Origin of the sequence: Streptomyces sp. NPDC056503 (assembly GCF_042794995.1) — a bacterium.
Lineage (GTDB): Bacteria > Actinomycetota > Actinomycetes > Streptomycetales > Streptomycetaceae > Streptomyces.
The window spans coordinates 71,366-93,123 of sequence record NZ_JBHTST010000010.1; the positions used below are offsets into that span (position 1 = coordinate 71,366).

The 21,758-nt window shown below is 73.1% G+C and carries 23 protein-coding genes and 1 tRNA gene; 15 read left to right on the forward strand and 9 right to left on the reverse strand.

Going from position 1 to position 21,758, the window contains the following annotated elements:
* Positions 1 to 138: 138 nt before the first annotated feature.
* From ACFQ8C_RS05300 to ACFQ8C_RS05310, 3 genes are all read right to left on the reverse strand, one after another.
* Positions 139 to 798, reverse strand: a complete 660-nt coding sequence (locus ACFQ8C_RS05300; protein ID WP_383452508.1) for a LuxR C-terminal-related transcriptional regulator — start codon at positions 796 to 798, stop codon at positions 139 to 141.
* Between the two features lie 125 nt (positions 799 to 923).
* Complete coding sequence (locus ACFQ8C_RS05305) at positions 924 to 2,219, reverse strand: sensor histidine kinase (RefSeq protein ID WP_383452453.1); 1,296 nt, start codon at positions 2,217 to 2,219, stop codon at positions 924 to 926.
* Positions 2,220 to 2,398: 179 nt separating this feature from the next.
* Positions 2,399 to 3,580 (reverse strand): sensor histidine kinase, encoded by a 1,182-nt coding sequence (locus tag ACFQ8C_RS05310; protein WP_383452455.1) that lies wholly within the window; start codon positions 3,578 to 3,580, stop codon positions 2,399 to 2,401.
* Positions 3,581 to 3,704: 124 nt separating this feature from the next.
* On the opposite strand from ACFQ8C_RS05310, the gene ACFQ8C_RS05315 reads away from it, so the two are divergent.
* The 14 genes from ACFQ8C_RS05315 (at position 3,705) to ACFQ8C_RS05380 (ending at position 16,440) form a co-directional block, all read left to right on the forward strand.
* Entirely contained in the window at positions 3,705 to 4,127 is a 423-nt protein-coding gene (locus ACFQ8C_RS05315) for an NADH-quinone oxidoreductase subunit A (protein WP_383452456.1), read from the forward strand.
* Complete coding sequence (locus ACFQ8C_RS05320) at positions 4,118 to 4,699, forward strand: NADH-quinone oxidoreductase subunit B (RefSeq protein ID WP_383452458.1); 582 nt, start codon at positions 4,118 to 4,120, stop codon at positions 4,697 to 4,699. Before ACFQ8C_RS05315 ends, ACFQ8C_RS05320 begins: the two co-directional genes overlap by 10 nt.
* On the forward strand, positions 4,696 to 5,892 hold the full coding sequence (locus tag ACFQ8C_RS05325) for an NADH-quinone oxidoreductase subunit C (RefSeq protein ID WP_383452459.1): 1,197 nt from the start codon (positions 4,696 to 4,698) through the stop codon (positions 5,890 to 5,892). Before ACFQ8C_RS05320 ends, ACFQ8C_RS05325 begins: the two co-directional genes overlap by 4 nt.
* Complete coding sequence (locus ACFQ8C_RS05330; RefSeq protein ID WP_383452461.1) at positions 5,885 to 6,847, forward strand: NADH-quinone oxidoreductase subunit H; 963 nt, start codon at positions 5,885 to 5,887, stop codon at positions 6,845 to 6,847. Before ACFQ8C_RS05325 ends, ACFQ8C_RS05330 begins: the two co-directional genes overlap by 8 nt.
* Positions 6,848 to 6,849: 2 nt before the next feature.
* Positions 6,850 to 7,437, forward strand: coding sequence for a NuoI/complex I 23 kDa subunit family protein (locus tag ACFQ8C_RS05335; RefSeq protein WP_383452463.1), 588 nt, complete (start codon positions 6,850 to 6,852; stop codon positions 7,435 to 7,437).
* Entirely contained in the window at positions 7,434 to 7,991 is a 558-nt protein-coding gene (locus tag ACFQ8C_RS05340; protein ID WP_383452465.1) for an NADH-quinone oxidoreductase subunit J, read from the forward strand. The genes ACFQ8C_RS05335 and ACFQ8C_RS05340 overlap by 4 nt, the downstream gene beginning before the upstream one ends.
* Positions 7,991 to 8,356: an NADH-quinone oxidoreductase subunit NuoK gene (gene nuoK, locus ACFQ8C_RS05345; RefSeq protein ID WP_383452467.1), complete on the forward strand. Its 366-nt coding sequence runs from the start codon at positions 7,991 to 7,993 to the stop codon at positions 8,354 to 8,356. Before ACFQ8C_RS05340 ends, nuoK begins: the two co-directional genes overlap by 1 nt.
* Positions 8,353 to 10,341 carry an NADH-quinone oxidoreductase subunit L gene (locus ACFQ8C_RS05350; protein WP_383452469.1) on the forward strand — a complete coding sequence of 663 codons (1,989 nt, stop codon included), beginning with the start codon at positions 8,353 to 8,355 and terminating at the stop codon, positions 10,339 to 10,341. The genes nuoK and ACFQ8C_RS05350 overlap by 4 nt, the downstream gene beginning before the upstream one ends.
* Before the next feature lie 3 nt (positions 10,342 to 10,344).
* On the forward strand, positions 10,345 to 11,922 hold the full coding sequence (locus tag ACFQ8C_RS05355) for a NuoM family protein (protein ID WP_383452471.1): 1,578 nt from the start codon (positions 10,345 to 10,347) through the stop codon (positions 11,920 to 11,922).
* A complete protein-coding gene (locus tag ACFQ8C_RS05360; protein ID WP_383452473.1) occupies positions 11,922 to 13,445 on the forward strand; it encodes an NADH-quinone oxidoreductase subunit N in 1,524 nt (507 codons plus the stop codon). The genes ACFQ8C_RS05355 and ACFQ8C_RS05360 overlap by 1 nt, the downstream gene beginning before the upstream one ends.
* A gap of 38 nt (positions 13,446 to 13,483) precedes the next feature.
* Positions 13,484 to 13,960 carry a large conductance mechanosensitive channel protein MscL gene (gene mscL / locus ACFQ8C_RS05365; RefSeq protein WP_383452475.1) on the forward strand — a complete coding sequence of 159 codons (477 nt, stop codon included), beginning with the start codon at positions 13,484 to 13,486 and terminating at the stop codon, positions 13,958 to 13,960.
* A gap of 181 nt (positions 13,961 to 14,141) precedes the next feature.
* On the forward strand, positions 14,142 to 15,005 hold the full coding sequence (gene htpX / locus ACFQ8C_RS05370; protein ID WP_383452477.1) for a zinc metalloprotease HtpX: 864 nt from the start codon (positions 14,142 to 14,144) through the stop codon (positions 15,003 to 15,005).
* Complete coding sequence (locus tag ACFQ8C_RS05375; protein ID WP_383452478.1) at positions 15,002 to 15,415, forward strand: YccF domain-containing protein; 414 nt, start codon at positions 15,002 to 15,004, stop codon at positions 15,413 to 15,415. Before htpX ends, ACFQ8C_RS05375 begins: the two co-directional genes overlap by 4 nt.
* 14 nt (positions 15,416 to 15,429) lie before the next feature.
* Entirely contained in the window at positions 15,430 to 16,440 is a 1,011-nt protein-coding gene (locus ACFQ8C_RS05380; RefSeq protein WP_383452480.1) for a hypothetical protein, read from the forward strand.
* Here ACFQ8C_RS05380 and ACFQ8C_RS05385 read toward each other — a convergent pair.
* From ACFQ8C_RS05385 to ACFQ8C_RS05400, 4 genes are read right to left on the reverse strand one after another with little or no spacing between them, the layout of a single operon-like run.
* Positions 16,406 to 17,644 carry an APC family permease gene (locus ACFQ8C_RS05385; RefSeq protein WP_383452481.1) on the reverse strand — a complete coding sequence of 413 codons (1,239 nt, stop codon included), beginning with the start codon at positions 17,642 to 17,644 and terminating at the stop codon, positions 16,406 to 16,408. The two genes, ACFQ8C_RS05380 and ACFQ8C_RS05385, sit on opposite strands and share 35 nt — an antisense overlap.
* Positions 17,641 to 18,267 (reverse strand): alpha-ketoglutarate-dependent dioxygenase AlkB family protein, encoded by a 627-nt coding sequence (locus ACFQ8C_RS05390; RefSeq protein ID WP_383452483.1) that lies wholly within the window; start codon positions 18,265 to 18,267, stop codon positions 17,641 to 17,643. Before ACFQ8C_RS05390 ends, ACFQ8C_RS05385 begins: the two co-directional genes overlap by 4 nt.
* Entirely contained in the window at positions 18,264 to 18,770 is a 507-nt protein-coding gene (locus tag ACFQ8C_RS05395; protein WP_383452485.1) for a methylated-DNA--[protein]-cysteine S-methyltransferase, read from the reverse strand. Before ACFQ8C_RS05395 ends, ACFQ8C_RS05390 begins: the two co-directional genes overlap by 4 nt.
* A 55-nt stretch (positions 18,771 to 18,825) precedes the next feature.
* Positions 18,826 to 19,317, reverse strand: coding sequence for a YajQ family cyclic di-GMP-binding protein (locus ACFQ8C_RS05400; RefSeq protein ID WP_043228851.1), 492 nt, complete (start codon positions 19,315 to 19,317; stop codon positions 18,826 to 18,828).
* 171 nt (positions 19,318 to 19,488) lie between these two features.
* Here ACFQ8C_RS05400 and ACFQ8C_RS05405 point away from each other — a divergent pair.
* Positions 19,489 to 19,570, forward strand: a tRNA-Tyr gene (locus tag ACFQ8C_RS05405).
* Between the two features lie 152 nt (positions 19,571 to 19,722).
* Here ACFQ8C_RS05405 and ACFQ8C_RS05410 read toward each other — a convergent pair.
* Both ACFQ8C_RS05410 and ACFQ8C_RS05415 read right to left on the reverse strand, forming a co-directional pair.
* The gene (locus tag ACFQ8C_RS05410; RefSeq protein ID WP_383452487.1) at positions 19,723 to 21,108 is read right to left on the reverse strand and encodes a tyrosine-type recombinase/integrase; all 1,386 of its coding nucleotides are present in this window, start codon (positions 21,106 to 21,108) and stop codon (positions 19,723 to 19,725) included.
* A complete protein-coding gene (locus tag ACFQ8C_RS05415; RefSeq protein ID WP_376298653.1) occupies positions 21,105 to 21,311 on the reverse strand; it encodes a helix-turn-helix transcriptional regulator in 207 nt (68 codons plus the stop codon). Before ACFQ8C_RS05415 ends, ACFQ8C_RS05410 begins: the two co-directional genes overlap by 4 nt.
* Positions 21,312 to 21,758: the final 447 nt, after the last annotated feature.

Here is a 21,758-nt window from a genome sequence, read left to right on the forward strand (position 1 = left end):
GTCCTGTTCTGCGCCTACCCGGATTGCTCCGGAACGCCGCATTCCGCCTCGTTCTTCCGACCTGGTCCCGAGCGTGTGTCCGAACGGTCGTATCTGACAGAGTGTCAGAAGATCAAGGACTCCGGCCCGGGAAACGGCTCAGGAGCGGAGGTACGTCAGCACCGCGAGAACCCTGCGGTGGTCGCCCTCGCTCGGCGACAGGCCCAGCTTCAGGAAGATGTTGCCGATGTGCTTCTCCACCGCGCCGTCGCTCACCACCAGCTGCTTCGCGATCGCCGAGTTCGTCCGCCCCTCGGCCATCAGACCCAGGACCTCCCGCTCCCGCGGGGTCAGATGGGCCAGCACGTCCTGCTGCCGGCTGCGGCCGAGCAGCTGCTGGACCACCTCGGGGTCCAGGGCCGTACCGCCCTCGGCCACCCGCACCACCGCCTCGGTGAACTCGCGCACCTCCGCGACCCGGTCCTTCAGCAGATAGCCCACGCCCCGCGTGGAACCGGCCAGCAGTTCGGTGGCGTACTGCTCCTCCACGTACTGCGACAGCACCAGCACCCCGAGTCCCGGATGCTCCGCGCGCAGCCGCACCGCCGCCCGCACCCCCTCGTCCGTGTGGGTCGGAGGCATCCGCACGTCCGCGACCACCACGTCCGGCAGCGCGCCCGCGTCCGCGAGCTCCGCCACCGTCTTCACCAGCGCCTCGCCGTCCCCGACACCCGCGACGACCTCGTGCCCCCGGTCCGTGAGCAGCCGCGTCAGCCCCTCGCGCAACAGCACCGAATCCTCGGCGATGACCACCCGCACCCGGCCCGCCACCTCTCCCACGCCCACGTCCGCCGCCCCCATGTCCCTGCGATGCCGATCACGCGGCCCGGTCGGCGCCGCGTGATCAGCATCGCAGGAAAGCCCCCTCCGGGACATGGGACGTCTCAGGCGCGCCAGGGCAGCTCGGCCGTCACCGTCGTCGGGCCGCCCGCCGGCGAGTCCACCGCCAGCACGCCGTCCACCGCCCGCAGCCGCTCCGCGAGCCCCGCGAGCCCCGTGAGACCCCGCCCGAGCGCCGGGTCCGCGCCGCCGACACCGTCGTCCCGCACCTGGAGCATCAGCCGCCCGCCCGACCGCCACACGTCCACCGAGGCCCGCCGGGCCCGGGAGTGCCGGGTCACGTTCTCCAGCAGCTCCGTGACCACGAAGTAGGCCAGGCCCTCGATCGCCGCCACCGGCCGCCCCGGCAGGTCCACCGTCACCGACACCGGCACCGAGCAGCGCGCCGCCACCGACGACAGCGCCGCGTCCAGGCCCCGGTCGGTCAGGACCGCCGGGTGGATGCCCCGCGCCAGGTCCCGCAGCTCCTTCAGCGCCAGCTTCACCTCGCCGTGCGCCTCGTCCACCAGCACCGCCGCCGCCCCCGGGTCACTGGCCAGCGTCTCCCGCGCGAGCCCCAGGTCCATCGCCAGCGACGCGAGCCGCGCCTGCGGGCCGTCGTGCAGGTCCCGCTCGATCCGCCGCAGGTCCGCCGCCGCCGTGTCCACGACCGCGCCCCGGTCCGACTCCAGCTCCGTCACCCGCTCCGCCAGCCGTCCCGGCCCGAGCAGCCCCGCCACCAGGAACCGGTCCACCGCCGTGAGCCCCCGCACCGCCGCCGGCCACGCCAGCACGAACAGCAGGCCGATCGCGCAGGTGACGCCCATCTCGAAGGGCGAGTCCAGATAGAGGGCGTGGGTCTCGTCCCCGTACAGCTGGAGACCGTCCTGGCCGAGGTACGCCGGGAAGACCCACCGCCACACCGGATACGTGAAGAGCCCCCAGCCCCAGGTGAAGAGCGCCAGCGACACGGAGAACGAGAACACCGCCCACGGGAAGTGCACGACCGCGTACAGCAGGTGCCGCCACGAGGCCCCCGACCGCAGCATCGCCGCCATCCACGAGAACGCCCCGCCGGTCCGCCCCCGCACCGGCGCCGGCGCCGGCACGTCCGTCCCGAGCAGCGCCCGCACCCGGGCCCGCTCCACCGCGCCGAACCCCCGGCACACGGCCAGCGACGCGGCGAGCACCGGCACCCCGAGGAAGGTGATCAGCAGCCCCGCCCCCGCGGCGGTCAGCGAGACCGCCAGCGAGAACCACAGCACGCTCAGCGGCAGCCCCACCAGGGTGCAGAGGAACCCGCGCCAGGTCCGCCCCTGGAAGGGCGCCCGGAGCGCGGCGGGAACGAGACTCGATTCCATCGGGACGTCCTTCTCTCGTACCAAGGGGGCTACCCAAGGGGGCTGCACAGGGGGATCGGAGGGGCGACGGCTCTCGCCGGGGTACGACTCCAGGGTTCCGTCCGGGACCCCCTCGGCACCATGAGGCGGGTCGGCGTCTGCCGAGGGGGGTTATCCCTACCGCCGGCGGACCGGGACCGTCAGACCCGCCGCCCCCGCCACGGCAGCTCCGCCGTGACCGTCGTCGGGCCGCCCTCCGGGGAGTCCACGACCAGCAGGCCGTCGACGGCGCCGAGGCGCTCCGCCAGCCCCGCCAGGCCCGTACCGGCACCGTCGAGACGGGCACCGCCCCGGCCGTCGTCGCGGACCTGGAGCAGCAGGCGGTCCTTCGCCCGCCACACCTCCACCGAGGCCGTACGGGCCCTGGCGTGCTTCGACACGTTCTGCAGCAGCTCCGAGACGGTGAAGTACGCGATCCCCTCGATCGCCTCCGCCGGCCGCTCGGCCAGATCCACCGTCACCGTCGCCGGCACCGTGCACCGGCCCGCGAGCGACGACAGCGCCGCCCCGAGCCCCCGGTCGGTCAGGACCGCCGGGTGGATGCCCCGCGCCAGGTCCCGCAGCTCCTGGAGGGCCAGCTTCACCTCGCCGTGCGCCTCCGCGACCATCTCCGCCGCCGCCTCCGGGTCCTCGTGCAGCTTCTCCTTCGCGAGGCCCAGCCCCATCGCGAGCGCCACGAGCCGCGCCTGCGCCCCGTCGTGCAGGTCCCGCTCGATCCGCCGCAGATCGGCCGCCGCCGTGTCCACGACCACGCCCCGGTCCGACTCCAGCTCGGCGATCCGCCGCTCCAGCTCGTCCGAGGGCGAGAGCAGCCCCCGCACCATGCCCCGGTCCGCCGCGGCCAGGCCCCGCGCCACGAACGGCAGCACCGGCCACAGCACCACCAGCGACACCAAGGTGACGGAGAAGGTGACGACCCCCCACGGCAGCCGGATCAGCCCGTACAGCTGCGTCCGCCACGCCACCGGGTCCTTCAGCCGCGCCCACAGCCACGGCAGCGTGCCGCCGGCCCGCGGCAGCGGCGAGGGCTCCGCCACGTCCGCGTCGAGCAGCGCCCGCGCCCGGGCCCGCTCGGACCGCCCGATCCCGCGCGCGCCCGCCAGACCGGCCGCCAGCAGCGGCAGCCCGATCACGGTGACGGAGAGGGCGACCCCGACGAGGACCGTGGTGACGGAGTAGACGAACCCGACGAGGGCGGTGGGCAGGTTGAGGAGGAGGAAGGAGATCTCCTTCCAGGTCTCCTTCCCGTACGCGGTCCGCCGCCGCGCGGGCGCGGGCTCGGGCGCGGTGGGGGACGGGGCGAGGTGTTGATCGGCGGTCATGCCCCCAGCCTGCCGTCCCCCGCCCGTTCCGGGCCATGGGGGAGGTGGGTGTCGGCCAGGGGGGATAACCCCACCCGCACCTGCTTACGCTCCTTTTAGCAGGGCCTAGACTCGCGTCGGTGAAATGGGCGAGGGACCGAAAGGGGCGGCGGACGTGCGGGAACCGACCGTAGTCGCGGCGGGCTATTTCGATACGTACTCGGTCGTCGGACTGCTCGCCGTCGTCGGCGTGCTCTTCGTCGCGGTCGCCTTCGGCGCCGGCCGACTGCTCCGGCCCGTCGTGCCGACCCCGGAGAAACTGCTCACCTACGAGTGCGGCGTCGACCCCGTGGGGGAGGGCTGGGCCCACACCCAGGTCCGCTACTACGTCTACGCCTTCCTCTACGTGATCTTCGCCGTCGACTCGATCTTCCTCTTCCCGTGGGCGACGGTCTTCGCCGCGCCCGGCTACGGCGCCACCACCCTCGTCGAGATGTTCGTCTTCCTCGGCTTCCTGGCCGTCGGGCTGCTCTACGCCTACAAGAAGGGCGTCCTGGCATGGACGTAACACCCGAGGGGAGCGCCGTGCCCCTGCCCGCGCCGAAGCTGGGCACGCTCTCGCGCCTGGCCCCCGAGCCCATGAAGGTGGTCCTGAACTGGGGCCGCCGCTACAGCCTCTGGGTCTTCAACTTCGGCCTCGCCTGCTGCGCGATCGAGTTCATCGCCGCGTCCATGGCCCGGCACGACTTCATCCGGCTCGGCGTGATCCCCTTCGCGCCCGGCCCGCGCCAGGCCGACCTCATGATCGTCTCCGGCACGGTGACGGACAAGATGGCGCCGGCCGTGAAGCGGCTCTACGAGCAGATGCCCGAGCCGAAGTACGTGATCTCCTTCGGCGCCTGCTCCAACTGCGGCGGCCCGTACTGGGACTCGTACTCCGTGACGAAGGGCGTCGACCAGATCATCCCGGTCGACGTGTACGTCCCCGGCTGCCCGCCCCGCCCCGAGGCGCTCCTCCAGGGCATCCTCAAGCTCCAGGAGAAGATCGCCCGCGAGAACCTCGGCGAGCGGTACGGCACGGGGGCGACCGTCGCCCAGCTGACCAGCCCCCTCGTCACGCCCCCGGGAGCCGAGGCATGAGCGACGACGCCCTGTACGCCGGCCTCCCGGACACCGTCACGGACGTCTTCGGCCCGGAGGCGACGGCCGAGCACGCCTACGACCTCCTGACCGTCGACGTCCCCCCGGCGAGCTGGCTCGACGCCCTCCGCACCGCCCGCGACACCCTGGGCTGCACCTACTTCGACTGGCTGAGCGCCGTGGACGAACCGGGCACGGGCTTCCGGGTCTGCGCCCACGTGGCCGCCCTCGGCGGCGCCCCCCGCCGCCTCCTCCTCCGCACGACGGTCCCCCACGACGCCGCGGCCCTCCCCACGGCCATCGGCGTCTACGCGGGCGCGGCCTGGCACGAGCGCGAGACGCACGAGATGTTCGGCGTGGTCTTCGAGGGCCACCCGAACCTCACCCCGCTCCTCCTCCCCGAGAACTTCGAGGGCCACCCCCTCCGCAAGGACTTCGTCCTGGCCGCCCGCGTGGCCAAGGCCTGGCCCGGCGCGAAGGAGCCGGGCGAGTCGCACGACGGCGGCCCCAAGCGCCGCCAGATGCTCCCGCCCGGCGTCCCCGACCCCAACGAGTGGGGCCCCCTCAAGGGACAGCTCCCCCCGGCCCCCGAACGCCCCGCCCGAGGAGCCGCGGCCGACCGCCCCCGTCGCACCCGCACGGCCTCGGAAGGCTCGGCCACCCAGGAGACCCCGGCCGCCCCGCGCCGCACCCGCTCCGTGTCGGAAGGCTCGGCGAGCCAGGCGGCCCCGGCCGCCCCGCGCCGTACCCGCTCCGTGTCGGAAGGCTCGGCGAGCCAGCAGGCCCCGGCGACCCCTGAGGCTCCTGAGACACCGGTGGCGCCTGTGACTCCGGCGGCTCCGGTGGCTCCGGTGGCCCCTGAGGCTCCGGCGGCTCCCGAGGCTCCGGCCGGAACCGACGCCCCGGGGGCCCCCGACGCCCCGGCGGCCCCCGACACCCCGGCCGCCACCCCGCCGCCGTCCGCACGCCCCCGCGGCTCCGACGCCCCCTGGCACCACGCCCGCCCGGCCTTCGACGAGACGCCGAAACCGGCCGCACCGGACGACGGGCCCGCGCCCGACGCCACGCCCGCCGAAGCCGAGGCCGAGGCAGACGGCGAGCCCGCCGAGCCCGCCGCCCCCGACGCCAAGCCCGCCGCCCCCGACGGCGACGACACCCACCCCGACCCCGCCGGAGGCGATCCGCGTGAATGACGCACTCGATGTCGCCGTGCGGCTGCTGCTCGTCTTCGTCGCGTTCCTCGTGCTGCCGCTCGTCGTGGGGCAGACCGAGCACAAGGTGATGGCGCACATGCAGGGGCGGCTCGGACCCATGTACGCCGGCGGGTTCCACGGCTGGGCCCAGCTCGTCGCCGACGGCGTGAAGTTCGCGCAGAAGGAGGACGTGGTCCCGAAGGACGCCGACCGGCGGGTGTTCCAGCTCGCGCCGGCCGTCGCCCTCCTCCCGTACCTCCTCGTGCTCGTCGCGATCCCGGTCGCGCCGGGCTCCGTCGGCGCGGTCGTCGACGCGGGGATCTTCTTCGCGCTCGCCGTCATGGGCGTCGGCGTGCTCGGCAGCCTGATGGCCGGCTGGGCGTCCGCCAACAAGTTCTCGCTGCTCGGCGGCTTGCGTACGGCAGCCCAGCTGCTCGCGTACGAGCTGCCGATGCTGCTCGCCGCCGCGTCCGTCGCGATGGCGGCCGGCACCGTCTCCCTCACCGGCGTCCTCGACGCCTTCGCGTGGTGGTGGGTGCCGTGGCAGATCGTCGGCGCGCTCGTCTTCTTCGTCGCGGGCCTCGCCGAGCTCCAGCGCCCGCCGTTCGACATGCCGGTCGCCGACTCGGAGATCATCTTCGGCGCGTACACCGAGTACACCGGCCTCCGCTTCGCGCTCTTCCTGCTCGCCGAGTACGCCGGCATCGTCGTCCTCTGCGGCCTCACCACCGTCCTCTTCCTCGGCGGCTGGCACGGCCCCTGGGGCGACGACGGCCTCGGCTGGCTCTGGACCCTCCTCAAGACGGCCGTCCTGGCCTTCGTCGTCATCTGGCTCCGGGTGAGCTATCCGCGCCTGCGCGAGGACCAGCTCCAGAAGCTCGCCTGGACGACCCTCGTCCCGCTCGCGCTCGCGCAGATCGCGCTGACCGGCATCGTGAAGGTGGCGATCCAGTAACCATGGCTCCGATCCCCGGCTCCGGCCTCGCCAAGGGCCTCGCCGTCACCCTCCGCACGATGACCCGCAGGTCGGTCACCGCGCAGTACCCGGACGCGCAGCCCGAGCTGCCGCCCCGCTCGCGCGGGGTGATCGCGCTGTTCGAGGAGAACTGCACGGTCTGCATGCTGTGCGCCCGCGAGTGCCCCGACTGGTGCATCTACATCGACTCCCACAAGGAGACGGTCCCGGCCGCCGCCCCCGGCGGCCGTGAGCGCAGCCGGAACGTCCTCGACCGCTTCGCCATCGACTTCTCCCTCTGCATGTACTGCGGGATCTGCATCGAGGTGTGCCCCTTCGACGCCCTCTTCTGGTCGCCGGAGTTCGAGTACGCCGAGACCGACATCCTGGAGCTGACCCACGAGCGGGACAAGCTCCGCGAGTGGATGTGGACCGTCCCCGAGCCGCCCGCGCTCGACCCGCGGGCGGAGGAGCCCAAGGAGATCGCCGCCGCCCGCAAGGCCGCCGACAAGGCCGCCGCCGCCCAGGCCGCGGCCGAGGCCGCCGCCGCCGAGGCCCCCGACGCCCAGCAGCAGGAGGGCCCGCAGTGATCCTCGCCGCCCCGCCGACCCACCCCGGCTTCCTCTCGCCCTCCGGCGTCGAGATCGCCTTCCTCCTCGTCGGCCTCGTCACCCTCGGCGCCGCCGTCGTCTCCGTCACCACGAAGCAGCTGGTGCACGCCGCGCTCTGGCTCGTGGTCGCGCTCGGCGGCCTCGCCGTCGAGTACCTCCTCCTCACCGCCGAGTTCATCGCCTGGGTCCAGGTCCTGATCTACGTCGGCTCCGTCGTCGTCCTGCTCCTCTTCGGGCTCATGCTCACCAAGGCCCCCATCGGCCGCTCACCGGACGCCGACTCGGCCAACCGGCCGGTCGCCCTCGCCGTCGCCGCGGCCGCCGCCGCGGCGCTCGTCTGGGTGGTCTTCGACGCCTTCCGCAAGAGCTGGATCGAGCTGGACGGGCCCGCGCAGGGCTCCACGGACGTGACCGGCGAGTTCCTCTTCCGGCACTGGGTGCTGCCCTTCGAGGCGCTCTCGGTCCTGCTGCTCGCCGCACTGGTCGGCGCCATCGTCCTGTCCCGCAAGAAGCCGGAAGGGGAGCGGGACTGATGCACCTCGCCTACCCCGCCGTCCTCGCCGCGCTCCTCTTCTGCGTCGGCCTGTACGGCGTCCTCGCCCGCCGCAACGCGATCCTGGTCCTGATGTCGGTCGAGCTGATGCTCAACGCCGTCAACCTCAACCTGGTCGCCTTCGACGTCTGGCTCCGCGACGCCCTCCACGCCGGCCAGGCCCTCACCCTCTTCACCATCGCCATCGCGGCCGCCGAGATCGGCATCGGCCTCGCGATCGTCCTGATGGTCCACCGCAACCGCGGCACGGCCGACGTCGACCGCCTCCGCGACACCGCGGAGACCGCGGAAGACGACACCGACGCGACAGCCGAGTCCGACGAGAAGGCCGAGGCCGCCGCGTGACCACCACGACCCTCGCCGTCCTCGTCCCCGTCCTGCCCTTCCTCGGCGCGATCGCCGGACTCGCCGTCGGCCGCGCCGCGCCCGGCTTCGTCCGGCCGCTCGCCGTCCTCCCGACGCTCGCCGCCGCCGTCCTCGCCGTCCTCGTCGCCGTCCGCCAGGGCGGGAACACGGTGATCGAGACGGCCACCGAGCTGACGCCCACCGGTTCCGTCCCGATCACCCTGGGCCTCTACGTCGACGGCTTCGCCGCCCTCGTCGCCGTCCTGGTCGGCGTCGTCGCGAGCTGCGTGCAGATCTACTCGACCGGCTACCTCCGCGAGGACCCGCGCTACCCCTCGTACGCGGCCCTCGTCTCCCTCTTCACCGCCGCGATGCTCCTCGTCGTCTACTCCGGCGACCTGATGGTGCTCCTGGTCGGCTGGGAGGTCATGGGCATCTGCTCGTACTTCCTCGTCGGGCACTACTGGGAGACCCCCGAGGCGCGCTCCGCCTCCCTGAAGGCCTTCCTCGTCACCAAACTCGGCGACGTCCCCTTCCTCTTCGGGCTCTTCGCGCTCGCCACCGACGCCGGCACCTTCCGCATCGACGGCATCCTCTCCACCGTGGCGAGCGGCGGCCTCGACCACCCCACTTTGGTGGCGCTGCTGCTCCTCGCCGGCGTGGCCGGGAAGTCCGCGCAGTTCCCGCTGCACACCTGGCTCCCCGACGCCATGGCCGGCCCGACGCCGGTCTCCGCGCTCATCCACGCGGCCACCATGGTCGCCGCCGGCATCTACTTCGTCGCCCGGCTGCTCCCGGTCTTCGCCGCCTCCGCCGCCGCGATGACCGTGCTCGCCGTGATGGCCGCGGTCACCATGGTCGGCTCGGCGCTCGCCGCGCTCGCCCAGGACGACATCAAGCGGGTCCTCGCCTACTCGACGATCGGCCAGCTCGGCTACATGGCCGGGGCGCTCGCCGTCGGCGACCGCGGGGCCGCCGTCTTCCACCTCCTCTCGCACGCCGCCTTCAAGGCGCTGCTCTTCCTCGCCGCCGGCGCGGTCATCCACGCCGCCGGCACCAACTCGCTCACCACCATGTCCCGGATGAGCGGTCTGGCGAAGCGGATCCCCGACGCGTACTGGACGATGACCGTCGCCCTCCTCGCGCTGGCCGCGATCCCGCCCTTCGCCGGCTTCTTCTCCAAGGAGGCCGTCCTGGTCGCCGCCGAGCACACCGCGCTCGGCGACCGGACGAACGCCCCCGCCGGGGCCGGCTGGATCGTCCTCGTCGCGGGCCTGCTGACGGCCCTCCTCACCGCCGCGTACGCGCTCCGCCTCTGGCTGCGCACCTTCCGCGGCCGCGGCGCCGAGGCCCCCGACCACGGGCGGCAGCCGATCGCGATGACCTCCGTCCTCTGGGTGCTCGCGATCCCCTCCCTGGGCTTCGGGCTGAGCGCCGCCTACCTCGACGACTGGTTCGACGGCGAGGCGCTCACCCCGACCCTCACCACCGCCGTCCTCGGCACCGGCCTCGCCGTCGCCGGCGGCGCCGTCCTGTACGCCGTCTGGCGGACCGTCACCGCGAGGACCCCGGTGCAGCGGACCGCCACCCCGCACGTCGCCCACCCGGACGCCGACGCCGGCCTGGTCGAGGCCGAGGCGCTGCACCTGCCGCACCCCGCCGAGGACCCGGCCGACCCCGGCCGCGTCCTCCTCGGCCCGCTGCACGGCCCGGCCGCCGACGGCTTCCGCCTGGACGCCCTCTACGCCAAGGTCTTCGTCCGCCCGGTGCTCGGCGCCGCCTCCCTGGTCCGCTTCCTGGACCGCGAGGTCGTCGACACCTACGTACGCGGGGCCGCCGGCACCGCCAAGGGCCTCGGCTGGCTCGTCCGCCGCGCCCAGACCGGCAACGTGCAGACCTATCTCAGCGTCCTGCTCGCCGGCTCCGTCGTCCTGGCGATCGCCGCAGTCGCCCTCGCCCTCGCCAACGCCTTCGCCGGAGCGTGAGCCGTGATCGATATCAGCGAATCCGTGATGCAGTTCCTCCTCGCGTTCACCGTCGTGGCGCCGCTCCTCGGCGCCGCCGCCGCACTCCTGCCCGCCCCTCCCGGGCTGAAGGGGAAGTCACCCGACCAGGCGGTGCTCCGCCACGGCGTCACCGTCACCGGCGCGATCCTCCTCGCCGCCGTCGTCCTCGCCCTGGGCTTCGACCACGACCACCCGTCGAGGATGCAGGCCACCACGGACATCAGCTGGATCAAGGCGCTCGACGTGCGGATCCACCTCGGCGTCGACGGCATCTCCCTCCCCCTCCTGGTGCTGACGGCGCTGCTGACCTTCCTCTGCGCGCTGTACTCCTACTTCAAGCCGCCGACGGGCCCGTCCCCGAAGGCGTTCGTCGCGCTGCTGCTCGTCCTGGAGGCCGGCACCCTCGCCACCTTCGCCGTCCTCGACCTGGTCCTCTTCTTCCTCGCCTTCGAGATGGTCCTCGTCCCGATGTACTTCCTCATCGCCCGCTGGGGCGGCGAGGGCCGGCGGGCCGCCGCCGGGAAGTTCATCCTCTACACGCTGCTCGGTTCCGTGGTCATGCTGCTCGGCCTGCTCCTCGTCGGGATAAAGGGCGGCACCTTCGACATGGTCGCGCTCGCCACCGACAACGGCCGCGGACTGACCACGTCGGTGCAGGTCACCGCCGTTCTCGCGATCGGCGTCGGGCTCGCCGTGAAGACCCCGATGTGGCCGCTGCACTCCTGGCTGCCGGACGCCCACACCGCCGCCCCGACCGTCGGCTCGGTCCTCCTCGCCGGCGTGCTCCTCAAGATGGGCACGTACGGCTTCGTGCGCATCGCGCTGCCCATCGCCCCCGAGGGCATGCACACCCTCGCGCCCTACCTGGCCGCCTTCGCCGCCGCCGGCATCGTCTACGGCTCCCTCGCCTGCCTCGCGCTGGCGCGGCCCGGCGCCAAGGGCGACCTCAAGCGGCTGATCGCGTACTCCTCCGTCGGACACATGGGCTTCGTCCTCCTCGGCATCGCCACCCTGACCCCCACCGGCGTCAACGGCGCGCTCTTCGCCAACATCGCCCACGGCCTCATCACCGGCCTGCTCTTCTTCCTCGTCGGCGCCCTGAAGGACCGGTACGGCACCGCCGACCTCGACACCCTCGCCGGGGCCACCGGCGCCGCCCTCTACGGTCGCGCCCCCCGCCTCGGCGCGCTCCTCGCCTTCGCCGCCGTCGCCTCCCTCGGCCTCCCGGGCCTGGCCGGCTTCTGGGGCGAGATGCTCGCGCTCTTCGCCGCCTTCGAACCGGCCGAGGGGCTCAGCCGCCCCGCCTACCTCGTCTTCATGGCCCTCGGCGGCCTCGGCACCCTGCTCACCGCCGCGTACCTGCTGATCGTGGTCCGCCGCGTCTGCATGGGCGGCCCGCGCCCGGCCGACGAGCCGGAGCTCGCCGACGTCCAGGCGTACGAGCTGGCCGCCTGGACCCCGCTCGTCGCCCTCACCGTCCTCGCCGGACTCTGGCCCGCGGCCCTCCTCGGCCTCACCGACCCGGCCGTCCAGCAGCTCCTCGCGGGAGGCACCCAGTGATGTCGGCCACCACCTCGCTCGTCCAGTCCGTCGACTGGCTGACGATCGCGCCCCCGACCCTCACCGCCCTGGTCGCGCTCGCCGTCCTCGTCGCCGACCTCTTCCTCCCCGCCGGGCGCAAGCAGCTCCTCGGCTGGATCTCCCTCACCGGCCTCGCCGCCGCCCTCGCGCTGCTCCTGCCGCTGCGCGCCGGCGACCGCGCCACCTTCTGCCTCACCCCCGCCGCCCAGACCGCCGGCGCCACCCAGACCGCAGGGTGCAGCTACACCGCCGACCACTTCACCCTCGTCATCCAGCTCCTCGTGCTCGGCGGCGCCCTGCTCACCGCCCTGCTCTCGCTGCCCGCCACGCGCGCGAAGCTCCCGGCCGGCGAGTACTGGTTCCTGCTGCTCTCCTCCGCCGCCGGCGCCACCCTGCTGCCCGCCTCCCGCGACCTCGCCACCCTCGTGGTCGCCCTGGAGGTCGCCTCGCTGCCCGCCTTCGCCCTCGTCGGCCTCAAGCGCGGCGACCGGCGCTCCAGCGAGGCCGCCCTCAAGTTCTTCCTCTCCTCGGTGACCGCCACCGCCGTCACCCTCCTCGGTGTGAGCTTCGTCTACGCCGCGACCGGCACCCTCCACCTCACCGAGATCGCCGCCCGCCTCGACGAGGTCCCCGGCCAGTTCCAGACCCTCGCCCAGACCGGCGTCGCCCTCACCCTCGTCGGCTTCGCCTTCAAGGTCGCCGCCGTCCCCTTCCACTTCTGGGTCCCCGACACCTACAGCGGCGCCCCGCTGCCCGTCGCCGCCTACCTCTCGGTCGTCGGCAAGGCCGTCGGCTTCACCGGCCTCATCCTGGTGACGGTCGTCGCCTTCCCCTCGTACGCCGACGTCTGGGGCCCCGCCATAGCGGTCCTCGCCGCGCTCACCATGACCGCGGGCAACGTCGCCGCCCTCCGGCAGGACCCCACGCGCGAGGGGAGCGCGGTCCGGCTGCTCGCCTGGTCCTCCGTCGCCCAGGCGGGCTACCTCCTGGTGCCGATAGGGGCCGCCGCGTACTCCAGCGACGAGCAGGTCGGGGCCACCGTCGCGTACGCCCTCATGTACGCCGTCGTGAACCTCGGCGCCTTCGCGGTCGTCGCCCTCGTCGCCCGTACGCACCCGGGCAAGCGGATCGCCGACCACGCCGGGCTCTACGCCACCAGCCCCGCCGCCGCCCTCGCGCTCGCCTTCTTCCTCCTGAACCTGGCCGGTCTGCCCCCGGGTATCATCGGCCTCTTCGCCAAGGTGACCGTGTTCTCGTCGGCCGTCGACGCGGGCCTCGGCTGGCTGGCCGTGGTCATGGGCGTCAACGTCGTCATCGGCCTCGCGTACTACCTGCGGTGGACGGCCCTGCTGTTCCGCACGCCCCAGGACGCGCCCGCCATCGAACGGCGCAGGGCCCCCGCGCCCGTCACCCTGGCGATCGCGCTGACCGCCGTCGTCGGAGCCGTCCTGTCGGGTTACCCGCAGTTCGCCCTCCGCTTCGCCACGGCCGGCCTGTTCTGACCCCGACCCCCCACAGATCCACCGAGGAGCGCACCCCCGTGCTGAACGGATTCAAGGACTTCATACTTCGCGGGAACGTCGTCTCGATGGCCATCGGTCTGGCCGTCGGCTCGGCGTTCACGGCCGTCGTCACCGGCTTCAGCAAGGCGTTCATCACCCCGCTCATCGGCCTCGCCACCGGCTCCGTCGGCGACTTCAGCGAGGCGAAGTTCAAGGTCGGCCAGACGGTCTTCCCCTACGGCCTGGCCATCGCCGCCACCATCGCCTTCGCCATCACCGCCCTCGTCCTCTACTTCCTCTTCGTGGTCCCCATGGCGAAGGTCCAGGAGAGGTTCGCCAAGGAAGAGGCCCTCGACCCCAAGTCCGAGAAGCGCGACTGCCCCCGCTGCTACGCCGAGATCCCGGCCATCGCCACCCGCTGCGCCCACTGCACCAGCGAGGTCGAGCCGCTCCCCGAGGCCCTCGTCGCCGCGGGCCTCGCCCCGGGCGCCGACAAGATCCCCGCCGCCCGCTGACCAGGGCGAGAATCACCCGAACGGCGTAACAAGCCCCCCGTGCGGCCGGGGGAACCGCAGCCTCCCGCCTGGCGTTGACCAGTACGTGAGGGTCCACTGGACTGGGAGCACCCCCGGACGGAGTCCGGGGGAGGACCACCAAGCAAAGGGTTCCCCTGCCGCACCACTTGGAGGGCGTACCGTGCACCGCCGGCACAACGGGCTGAGGACCGCCGTACTCCTCGGAGGGCTCTCCGCCCTCATCATCGTCATCGGCAGCTTCTTCGGCCGTACGGGCCTGATCGTCGGACTCGTCGTCGCGATCGGCACCAACGCGTACGCGTACTGGAACAGCGACAAGCTGGCCCTGCGCGCCATGCGCGCCCGCCCCGTCAGCGAATTCGAGGCCCCCGCCCTCTACAAGATGGTGCGGGAGCTCTCCACCCAGGCCCGCCAGCCGATGCCGCGCCTCTACATCTCGCCGACCCAGGCGCCCAACGCCTTCGCCACCGGCCGCAACCCGCGCAACGCGGCCGTCTGCTGTACCGAGGGCATCCTCGCGATCCTCGACGAACGCGAACTCCGCGGCGTCATCGGCCACGAGCTGAGCCACGTCTACAACCGGGACATCCTCATCTCCTCGGTCGCCGGAGCCCTCGCCTCCGTGATCATGTTCCTGGTCAACTTCGCCTGGCTGATCCCGGTCGGCCGCTCCAGCGACGACGACGGCCCGGGCCTCCTCGGCTACCTGCTGGTCCTCATCCTCGGCCCGATCGCCGCCTCGGTCATCCAGCTCGCCATCTCCCGCTCCCGCGAGTACGAGGCCGACGCCTCGGGCGCCCAGCTCACCGGCGACCCGCTCGCCCTCGCCAGCGCCCTGCGGAAGCTCGACGCGGGCACCAAGCAGCTTCCGCTGCCCCCCGAGCCGCGGATCGAGACCGCGAGCCACATGATGATCGCCAACCCCTTCCGCCCCGGGAAGGGACTCTCCAAGATGTTCTCGACCCACCCGCCCATGGCCGAGCGGATCGCCCGGCTCGAAGAGATGGCAGGTCGCCGCCCGTGAAGACCGTTCTCAACGTCATATGGCTCGTCCTCTCCGGCTTCTGGCTGTTCCTCGGCTACCTCCTCGCCGGAGTGCTGCTCTGCATCACGATCATCGGCATCCCCTTCGGCCTCGCCGCCTTCCGCATCGGCCTCTACGCCCTCTGGCCCTTCGGCCGCACGGTCGTCGACAAGCCCGGCGCCGGCGCCGCCTCCTGCGTCGGCAACGTCCTCTGGCTGATCCTCGCCGGCTGGTGGCTCGCCATCGGACACGTCGTCACCGGCGTCGCGCTCTGCATCACGATCATCGGCATCCCGCTCGGCATCGCGAACTTCAAGCTCATCCCCGTCTCCCTGCTGCCGCTCGGCAAGGACATCGTCCCCACCGAGCAGGCGTACGGCGGCCAGGCGTACGACCGCCCCGGCTTCTGAGCCCCGGCCACCCCGTGCGAAGCCCGCGCTACGCCCTGCTCTCCGGCCGCCACGTCCTCGCCCTCTGCCACGACGTGGACGGCCTCTACGGTGACCCCGCCCCGCACCCGCGCCCGCGCCACGAACTCCGGGGCTGCGAACCGCGCGGCGAGCTCGCCCGGGCCGTCACCCAGGCCATCGTCGAGGGCACCGCCCCCCTCGGCACCCTCGACGTCGAGACCCCCGACGGCCCCTGGCGCTTCGACGCCGTCCGCGTCCTCGGCGCCCGCGGCGACGTCGTCACCATCGAGGCGGCCGGCCCGCCGCGCCGCCTCCAGGGCGCCACCGACGCGATCCCCTGCGCCCACCTCATCCCGCTCGCCGGCACCCCCGCGCCCCCCACCGAGGTCACCTTCCTCGGCTGCTCCCCGCGCGGCGCCCTCCGCGACGCCCTCGCCGCCGCCGGAGCCCTCCCGGAGGTCCGCTACCAGGTCCTCCGCAGCGGCGGAAACCTCCAGCACGAAGGCGAGGCGGGCCGCGTGACCGCCTGGGACGCCGCCCGCGGCCACCACGGCCTGGTGGACCTCACCGTGGCCTTCCCGCGTACCGGCCTGATCCCGCCGCAGACCCGCGAGGTCTGGGACCTCTTCCACGACCACCGGTCACCCGCCGAGCCCGGCACCTGGCGCCGCTTCACCGGCCCCGCCCGCGCCGCGTGGCGACGCGAGGCCGCCCTCCGCTCGTACGACCTGCCGGAACCCGTCCCCGGCGGCACCTACGACCTCGACGGCCGGGGGATCACCGACGAGGACGCCCTCGTCTGCGCCGTCACCGAGGCCGTCCACGGCCCCGGCCTGGCCTACCCCTTCGGCGACCCGCGCGCGCTCGGCGAGGAGCTGTCCGGCTGCACCCTCGTCTGGCACCACGCCGACGTGGCCCGCGCCTGCCTCGGCGTCACCCCGCTCCTCGCCGTCCCCCGCCCCGCCACCTTCCAGGAGTGGGCCGACGGCCTCAGGGCCGAGGGCGTTCGGGTCGTCCTCGACTGACCGCGTACACCACCACACCGGCCGCCAGCACCCCGGACCCGGCCAGCACCGAGCCCAGCGGCAGCGCCCCGGCCAGCGCCGCGCACCCCGCGAGCCCCGGCACCGCGAGCGCGCGTTCCCGCCGGCCCAGCGTCCACGCCGAGGCGTTCGCGATCCCGTAGTAGACGAGGACCCCGAAGGACGAGAAGCCGATCGCGCCCCGCACGTCCGCCGTCGCCGCCGCCACGGCCACCACCGCGCCCACCGCGAGCTCCGCCCGGTGCGGCACCCGGTACCGCGGGTGGACGGCGGCCAGCCCGGTGGGCAGGTACCCGTCCCTGGCCATCGCCAGGGTCGTCCGGGACACCCCGAGGATCAGCGACAGCAGCGAGCCGAGCGCCGCCACCGCCGCCCCGGCGGTCACCGCCGGCACCAGCCAGGAGGAGCCCGCCGCCCGCACCGCGTCGGCGAGCGGCGTGGGGGAGTGGGCCAGCGCGAGCGGCCCGAGGGCGAGCAGCACCCCCACCGTGACCAGCGCGTACACACCGAGCGCGAGGCCCAGCGCGAGCGGTACCGCCCGGGGGATCGTCCGGGCCGGATCGCGCACCTCCTCGCCGAGCGTGGCGATCCGCGCGTACCCCGCGAACGCGAAGAAGAGCAAACCCGCGGCCTGGAGCACCCCGTCCGCCGGCACCTCCCCGCCGAGCCCGAACCGGCCCTCGGGAGCCCCCGCGAAGGAGGCGGTGACGACGGCCGCGAGCACCGCGAGGACCCCTGCCACGATCACCCGGGCGAGCAGCGCCGACTTCTGCACGCCCCGGTAGTTCACAGCCGTCAGGGCCACCACCGCGGCCACCGCCACGGCATGCGCCCGGTCCGGCCAGAGGTAGGTGCCGACGGTCAGCGCCATCGCCGCGCAGGAGGCCGTCTTGCCCACCACGAAGGCCCATCCGGCCAGATACCCCCAGAAGGGGCCGAGTCGTTCGCGACCGTACACATAGGTACCGCCGGACTCCGGGTGGAGGGCGGCGAGCCGGGCCGAGGCCATCGCGTTGCAGTACGCCACCACGGCGGCGAGCCCCAGCGCCGCGAGCAGCCCGGCCGAGGTGCCGGCCGCGCCGGCCGCCGGCCCGAGGGCGACGAAGATCCCGGCGCCGACCATGGCGCCGAGCCCGATGACGACGGCGTCGAGGACACCGAGGGACCGGCGCAGTGGTGCGGTCACGAGCGACCTGTCTCCCGCAGAGTGACGTTGAGCCGCCCGGACAGCCCGAGCGACGGATCGGCCGTCCCAGGAAACACCCTCGGCACGCCGTGGTACACCCACCGGGATTCCCGGCCGAAGACGAACAGGTCCCCCGAGGCCAGCTCCACGTCGGTCCACGGCCGCCCCCGCCCCTCGGCGTTCCCCAGCCGGAAGACGCAGGCGTCCCCGAGGCTCAGCGACACCACGGGCGCCCCGGACCGCTCCTCCTTGTCCTGGTGCATGCCCATCCGGGCGCCGTCCCCGTAGAAGTTCACCAGCGCGGTGTCCGGCGCGAAGCCGCCGTCCTCCCCGTACGCCTCGGTCACCGCGGCCCGCCCCCACGCGACCAGCCACTGAGGCAGTTCGACGGCGACGGAGTCGAGATAGCGGTACGGCACCCACTGCCGTCCCAGACAGAGCGACCGCACCGACATCACGCCCCCGCCGGGCAGCACGGTCTGTCGGTACGTCAGCGGACCGCGTCCGAACTCCCGGCAGGCCGCGACCAGTTCGCGCTGCCGGTCGGCCGACAGCCACCCCGGCACGTGCACCGCCCCGGGCGCGACCTCCGTCCGTTCGCGAGGGAAGAGTCCCTCGGTCACCCGAGGGCCCCCTCCAGCTCCAGCAGCGACTGCTTGCGCCCGAGGCCCGCCGCGTAGCCGCGCAGGCTCCCGTCGGCGCCGACCACCCGGTGGCAGGGCCGCACCACGAGCAGCGGATTGCGCCCGATCGCCGTCCCCACGGCCCGCACCCCGGCCCCGGCCGCCCCGACCCGCCGCCCGATCTCCCCGTAGCTGACGGTCGTCCCGTACGGGATCTCCTCCAGGGCCGCCCAGACCCGCCGCTGGAACTCCGTCCCGGCGTCCCCGGCCAGCGGCACGTCGAACCGCTCCCGCCGCCCGCCGAAGTACTCGTCCAGCTGCCGCACCACCTCGGCGAAGGCCCCCTGGTCGCGGACCCAGCCGTCCCCGACCGCCACGGCCCCCTTCTGCCCCGGCAGCGAGAGCGACCGCAGCACGGCACGGCCCCCCGTCGAGATCCGCCCGGTCAGCAGCATCTCGCCCAGGGGGCCGTCGGTGTACGCGTACACGGTGATGTCGTCCATGACTCCAGTGTGCGAGCCCCGCCGACCCGAGGACCGGCGGCTTTCGGACACCGACCTACCGGTAGTTCACGAACTGGATCGCGAAGTCGAAGTCCTTGCCCTTGAGCAGCGCCTGCACGGCCTGGAGGTCGTCCCGGCTCTTCGAGCTGACCCGCAGCTCGTCACCCTGCACCTGCGCCTTGACGCCCTTGGGGCCCTCGTCGCGGATGGTCTTCGCGACCTTCTTCGCGTTCTCCTGCGAGATGCCCTCGGTGACCGACGCGAAGAGCTTGTACTCCTTGCCGGACAGCTGCGGCTCGCCCTCGACGTCCAGCGACTTGAGCGAGATCCCGCGCTTGATCAGCTTGGTCTGGAAGATGTCGAGGATCGCCATCACGCGCTCCTCGCCGTTCGCCTGCATCAGGATCTTCTCGCCCGACCAGGAGATCGAGGCGTTGGTCCCCTTGAAGTCGTAGCGCTGCGAGATCTCCTTCACGGCCTGGTTGAGGGCGTTGTCGACCTCCTGCCGCTCGACCTTGGAGACGATGTCGAAACTGGAGTCGGCCATGACTAGTGGCTCCTTGCTCGGGTGCGGTGGGATACCCCCAAAGCCTAGGGGGTGACCCGCCGCCCGAACCGCTGATCAACCGGGTGGCGAACCACCCCCCGGGATCAGGTATTGTTTACGTCGTTGCCACGGAACACCGCCGGAAAGCGGGGAACCAAGGCAGCGACCCATGGCGATGTGCCCGAGTGGCCAATGGGAGCGGACTGTAAATCCGTCGGCTTAGCCTACCCAGGTTCGAATCCTGGCGTCGCCACGCTTAAGAAACGGCCCGTGATCTGCGGAAACGCGATCAGGGGCCGTTCGCGTGTGTAAGTGGCGCGAGGGCGCGACTGTCTCACCTGGTACCGCTCGATACCGCCGTCTACCAGCCTGTGTGGACGGCGCGTGGACGGCCGTCCGGGCCGATCAGGCCCCCGCGGGGGCGCCGGCGCGGTGCTGGTTCAGCCGGGCGGAGATCTTGGCGTTCGCGGCCTCGTCTCCGCCCTTCAGGAACTTCGCGTAGACCCGGAAGAGGACGGCGACCGAGTGGCCGGCCCGCTGGGCCACCAGCTGGGGCTCGACCCCGGAGCTGAGCCACGTCGAGACGGCGGCGTGACGAAGGTCATACGGCCGCTTGGCCAGCTTCGATTCCTGTTCGGACGGGCTGAGGGCTTCCTGCCGAGCGTTCGCCCAGACCTCGCCGTACCCGCTCTCCTGAACCATCCCGCCGCGGGCGGTCTGGAAGATTCGGCCGTCCGTGTGTGTCCCGTACAGGGTGACGTGCCACCGCAGCATCGCGACCAGCTCGGGCGGGATCGGCACGTGCCGTACGGCCTTCCGGGTCCGGTGCTTCAGGCCGCGCCGGTCGTGGGCCTCGCCAGTGTCCGTCCAGGAGCTGCCGGACCGTGCCCGGCTCTCCCGGAGCCGTACGAGCCCCCACCCGCGCCGGGGCAGGTCGAAGTCCTGGAGCCGGATGCCGACCAGCTCCCCGGGCCGGGCGCCGGCGTAGTACAGGCACCCGAAGAACGCCCCCAGGTGCCGCCCGCGGTCCCCCTGCCGGCCGACGGCGGCGAGGAGCGCGGCGGCCTGCACCGGATCCGGCACGGCCTCGGGGTCGACTTCCTCCTCGACACGCTCCGGCGCCTTCCACTTCAACGCGGCCATGGGGTTCTCACCCAGCAGCTCGGCCTCCACGGCGATGCCGAGGGCCTGGTGGAAGATGGCCCGCTTCCGGGCGATGACCGAGCCGGACGACGTCTTCCCGTCCAGCCGCCGAGCACAGGCGTCCAGCGCCCGGCGGACGAGCATCCGGTCGGAGAGCTGGGAGGTCGGGACGGACTTCCGCTCGACCCAGGCGAGGAGCGCGGCGACGTCCGCCGGCGTCTCCTCCTTCCACCGGTTCACGTTGAAGCCCCAGGTGTAGAGCGCGCGACGCACGGCCTTCTGATCGCCCATGCCCTTGGTGTCCTTGATCAGGGCGAGTGTCACGGTGGCCATGGCCTCGGCGAGGTTCCGGCGTGTGGAGGCGGGGGAGTGGTCCCACTTCATCTCCACGTAGTTCTTGGCGTGCTGGTACCAGGAAATGTCCTTGGCCTTCTGGACCATCGACTTCGGCAGCCCGCTGTCGACGTCCCACGGCTCGCCCTCACGGGTCGCGGTGATGAACTGCGCCCGCCGGCTCTCGGCGAGCCCGAGCGTCAGGAACGACTCGGAGTGCGGCCGCGTGCCGACCTGCCAGCGGAGCTGGAACGGCTTGCGGTACGGCCGCTTCCTGATGCTCCAGATCCGTACGGTGTAGCTCCACTCGGTCACGCGGTCTCCAGTTCGTTCAGGAAGGCGTCGAGCACGCTGCGGCGGACCCGCAGGTGCCCGTTGGGCAGGCGCTTCACCTCGGGGCCGTAGCCGCGGTTGCGCCAGCGGTAGTAGGTGGCTCGGGTGATGCCGATCTCGGCGAGGACGTCGGTCAGGGGGAGCCACTCGTCGGCGGGCTGACGGCGGCGGGCGGTGCGGGCCATCGGGTCTCCTCTGCGGGGCGAGGGGCGGCTGCGGGCGAGCGTGTGTGTCCGAGGTGGTGATTTCTGCGTCATTGCGTCATCAGCGTCACTTTTGGGTTTTGACCTGGGGTTTTCCGGTGACGCGGGGAGTGACGCGCTGCGTCATTGGTGACGGAGCCGTCCGTCACGCGTGACGCAGGTGACGAAGGGTGACGCAGAGATCCGGGCTCTGTGTCACCCCTGTCGGCGCAGGTCAGGCCCGGTTTCCGGGGCCGTCGTGACGCAGGTGACGCAGCGCTTTCTACTTAGGAAAAAGCGGGGCCTGGGTTCTGTTGTTGTGCGGGCCCTCGGGCGCGATTGAGGAGCCGCGGAGCGGCACGCCTTTTGGGCGGCGGCAAGCCGCCGAAGAGCAAGAGGAGCACCCCGGCGCGCTGGGACGGGGGTGCTCCTCTTGCCTGTGCGGCCGTG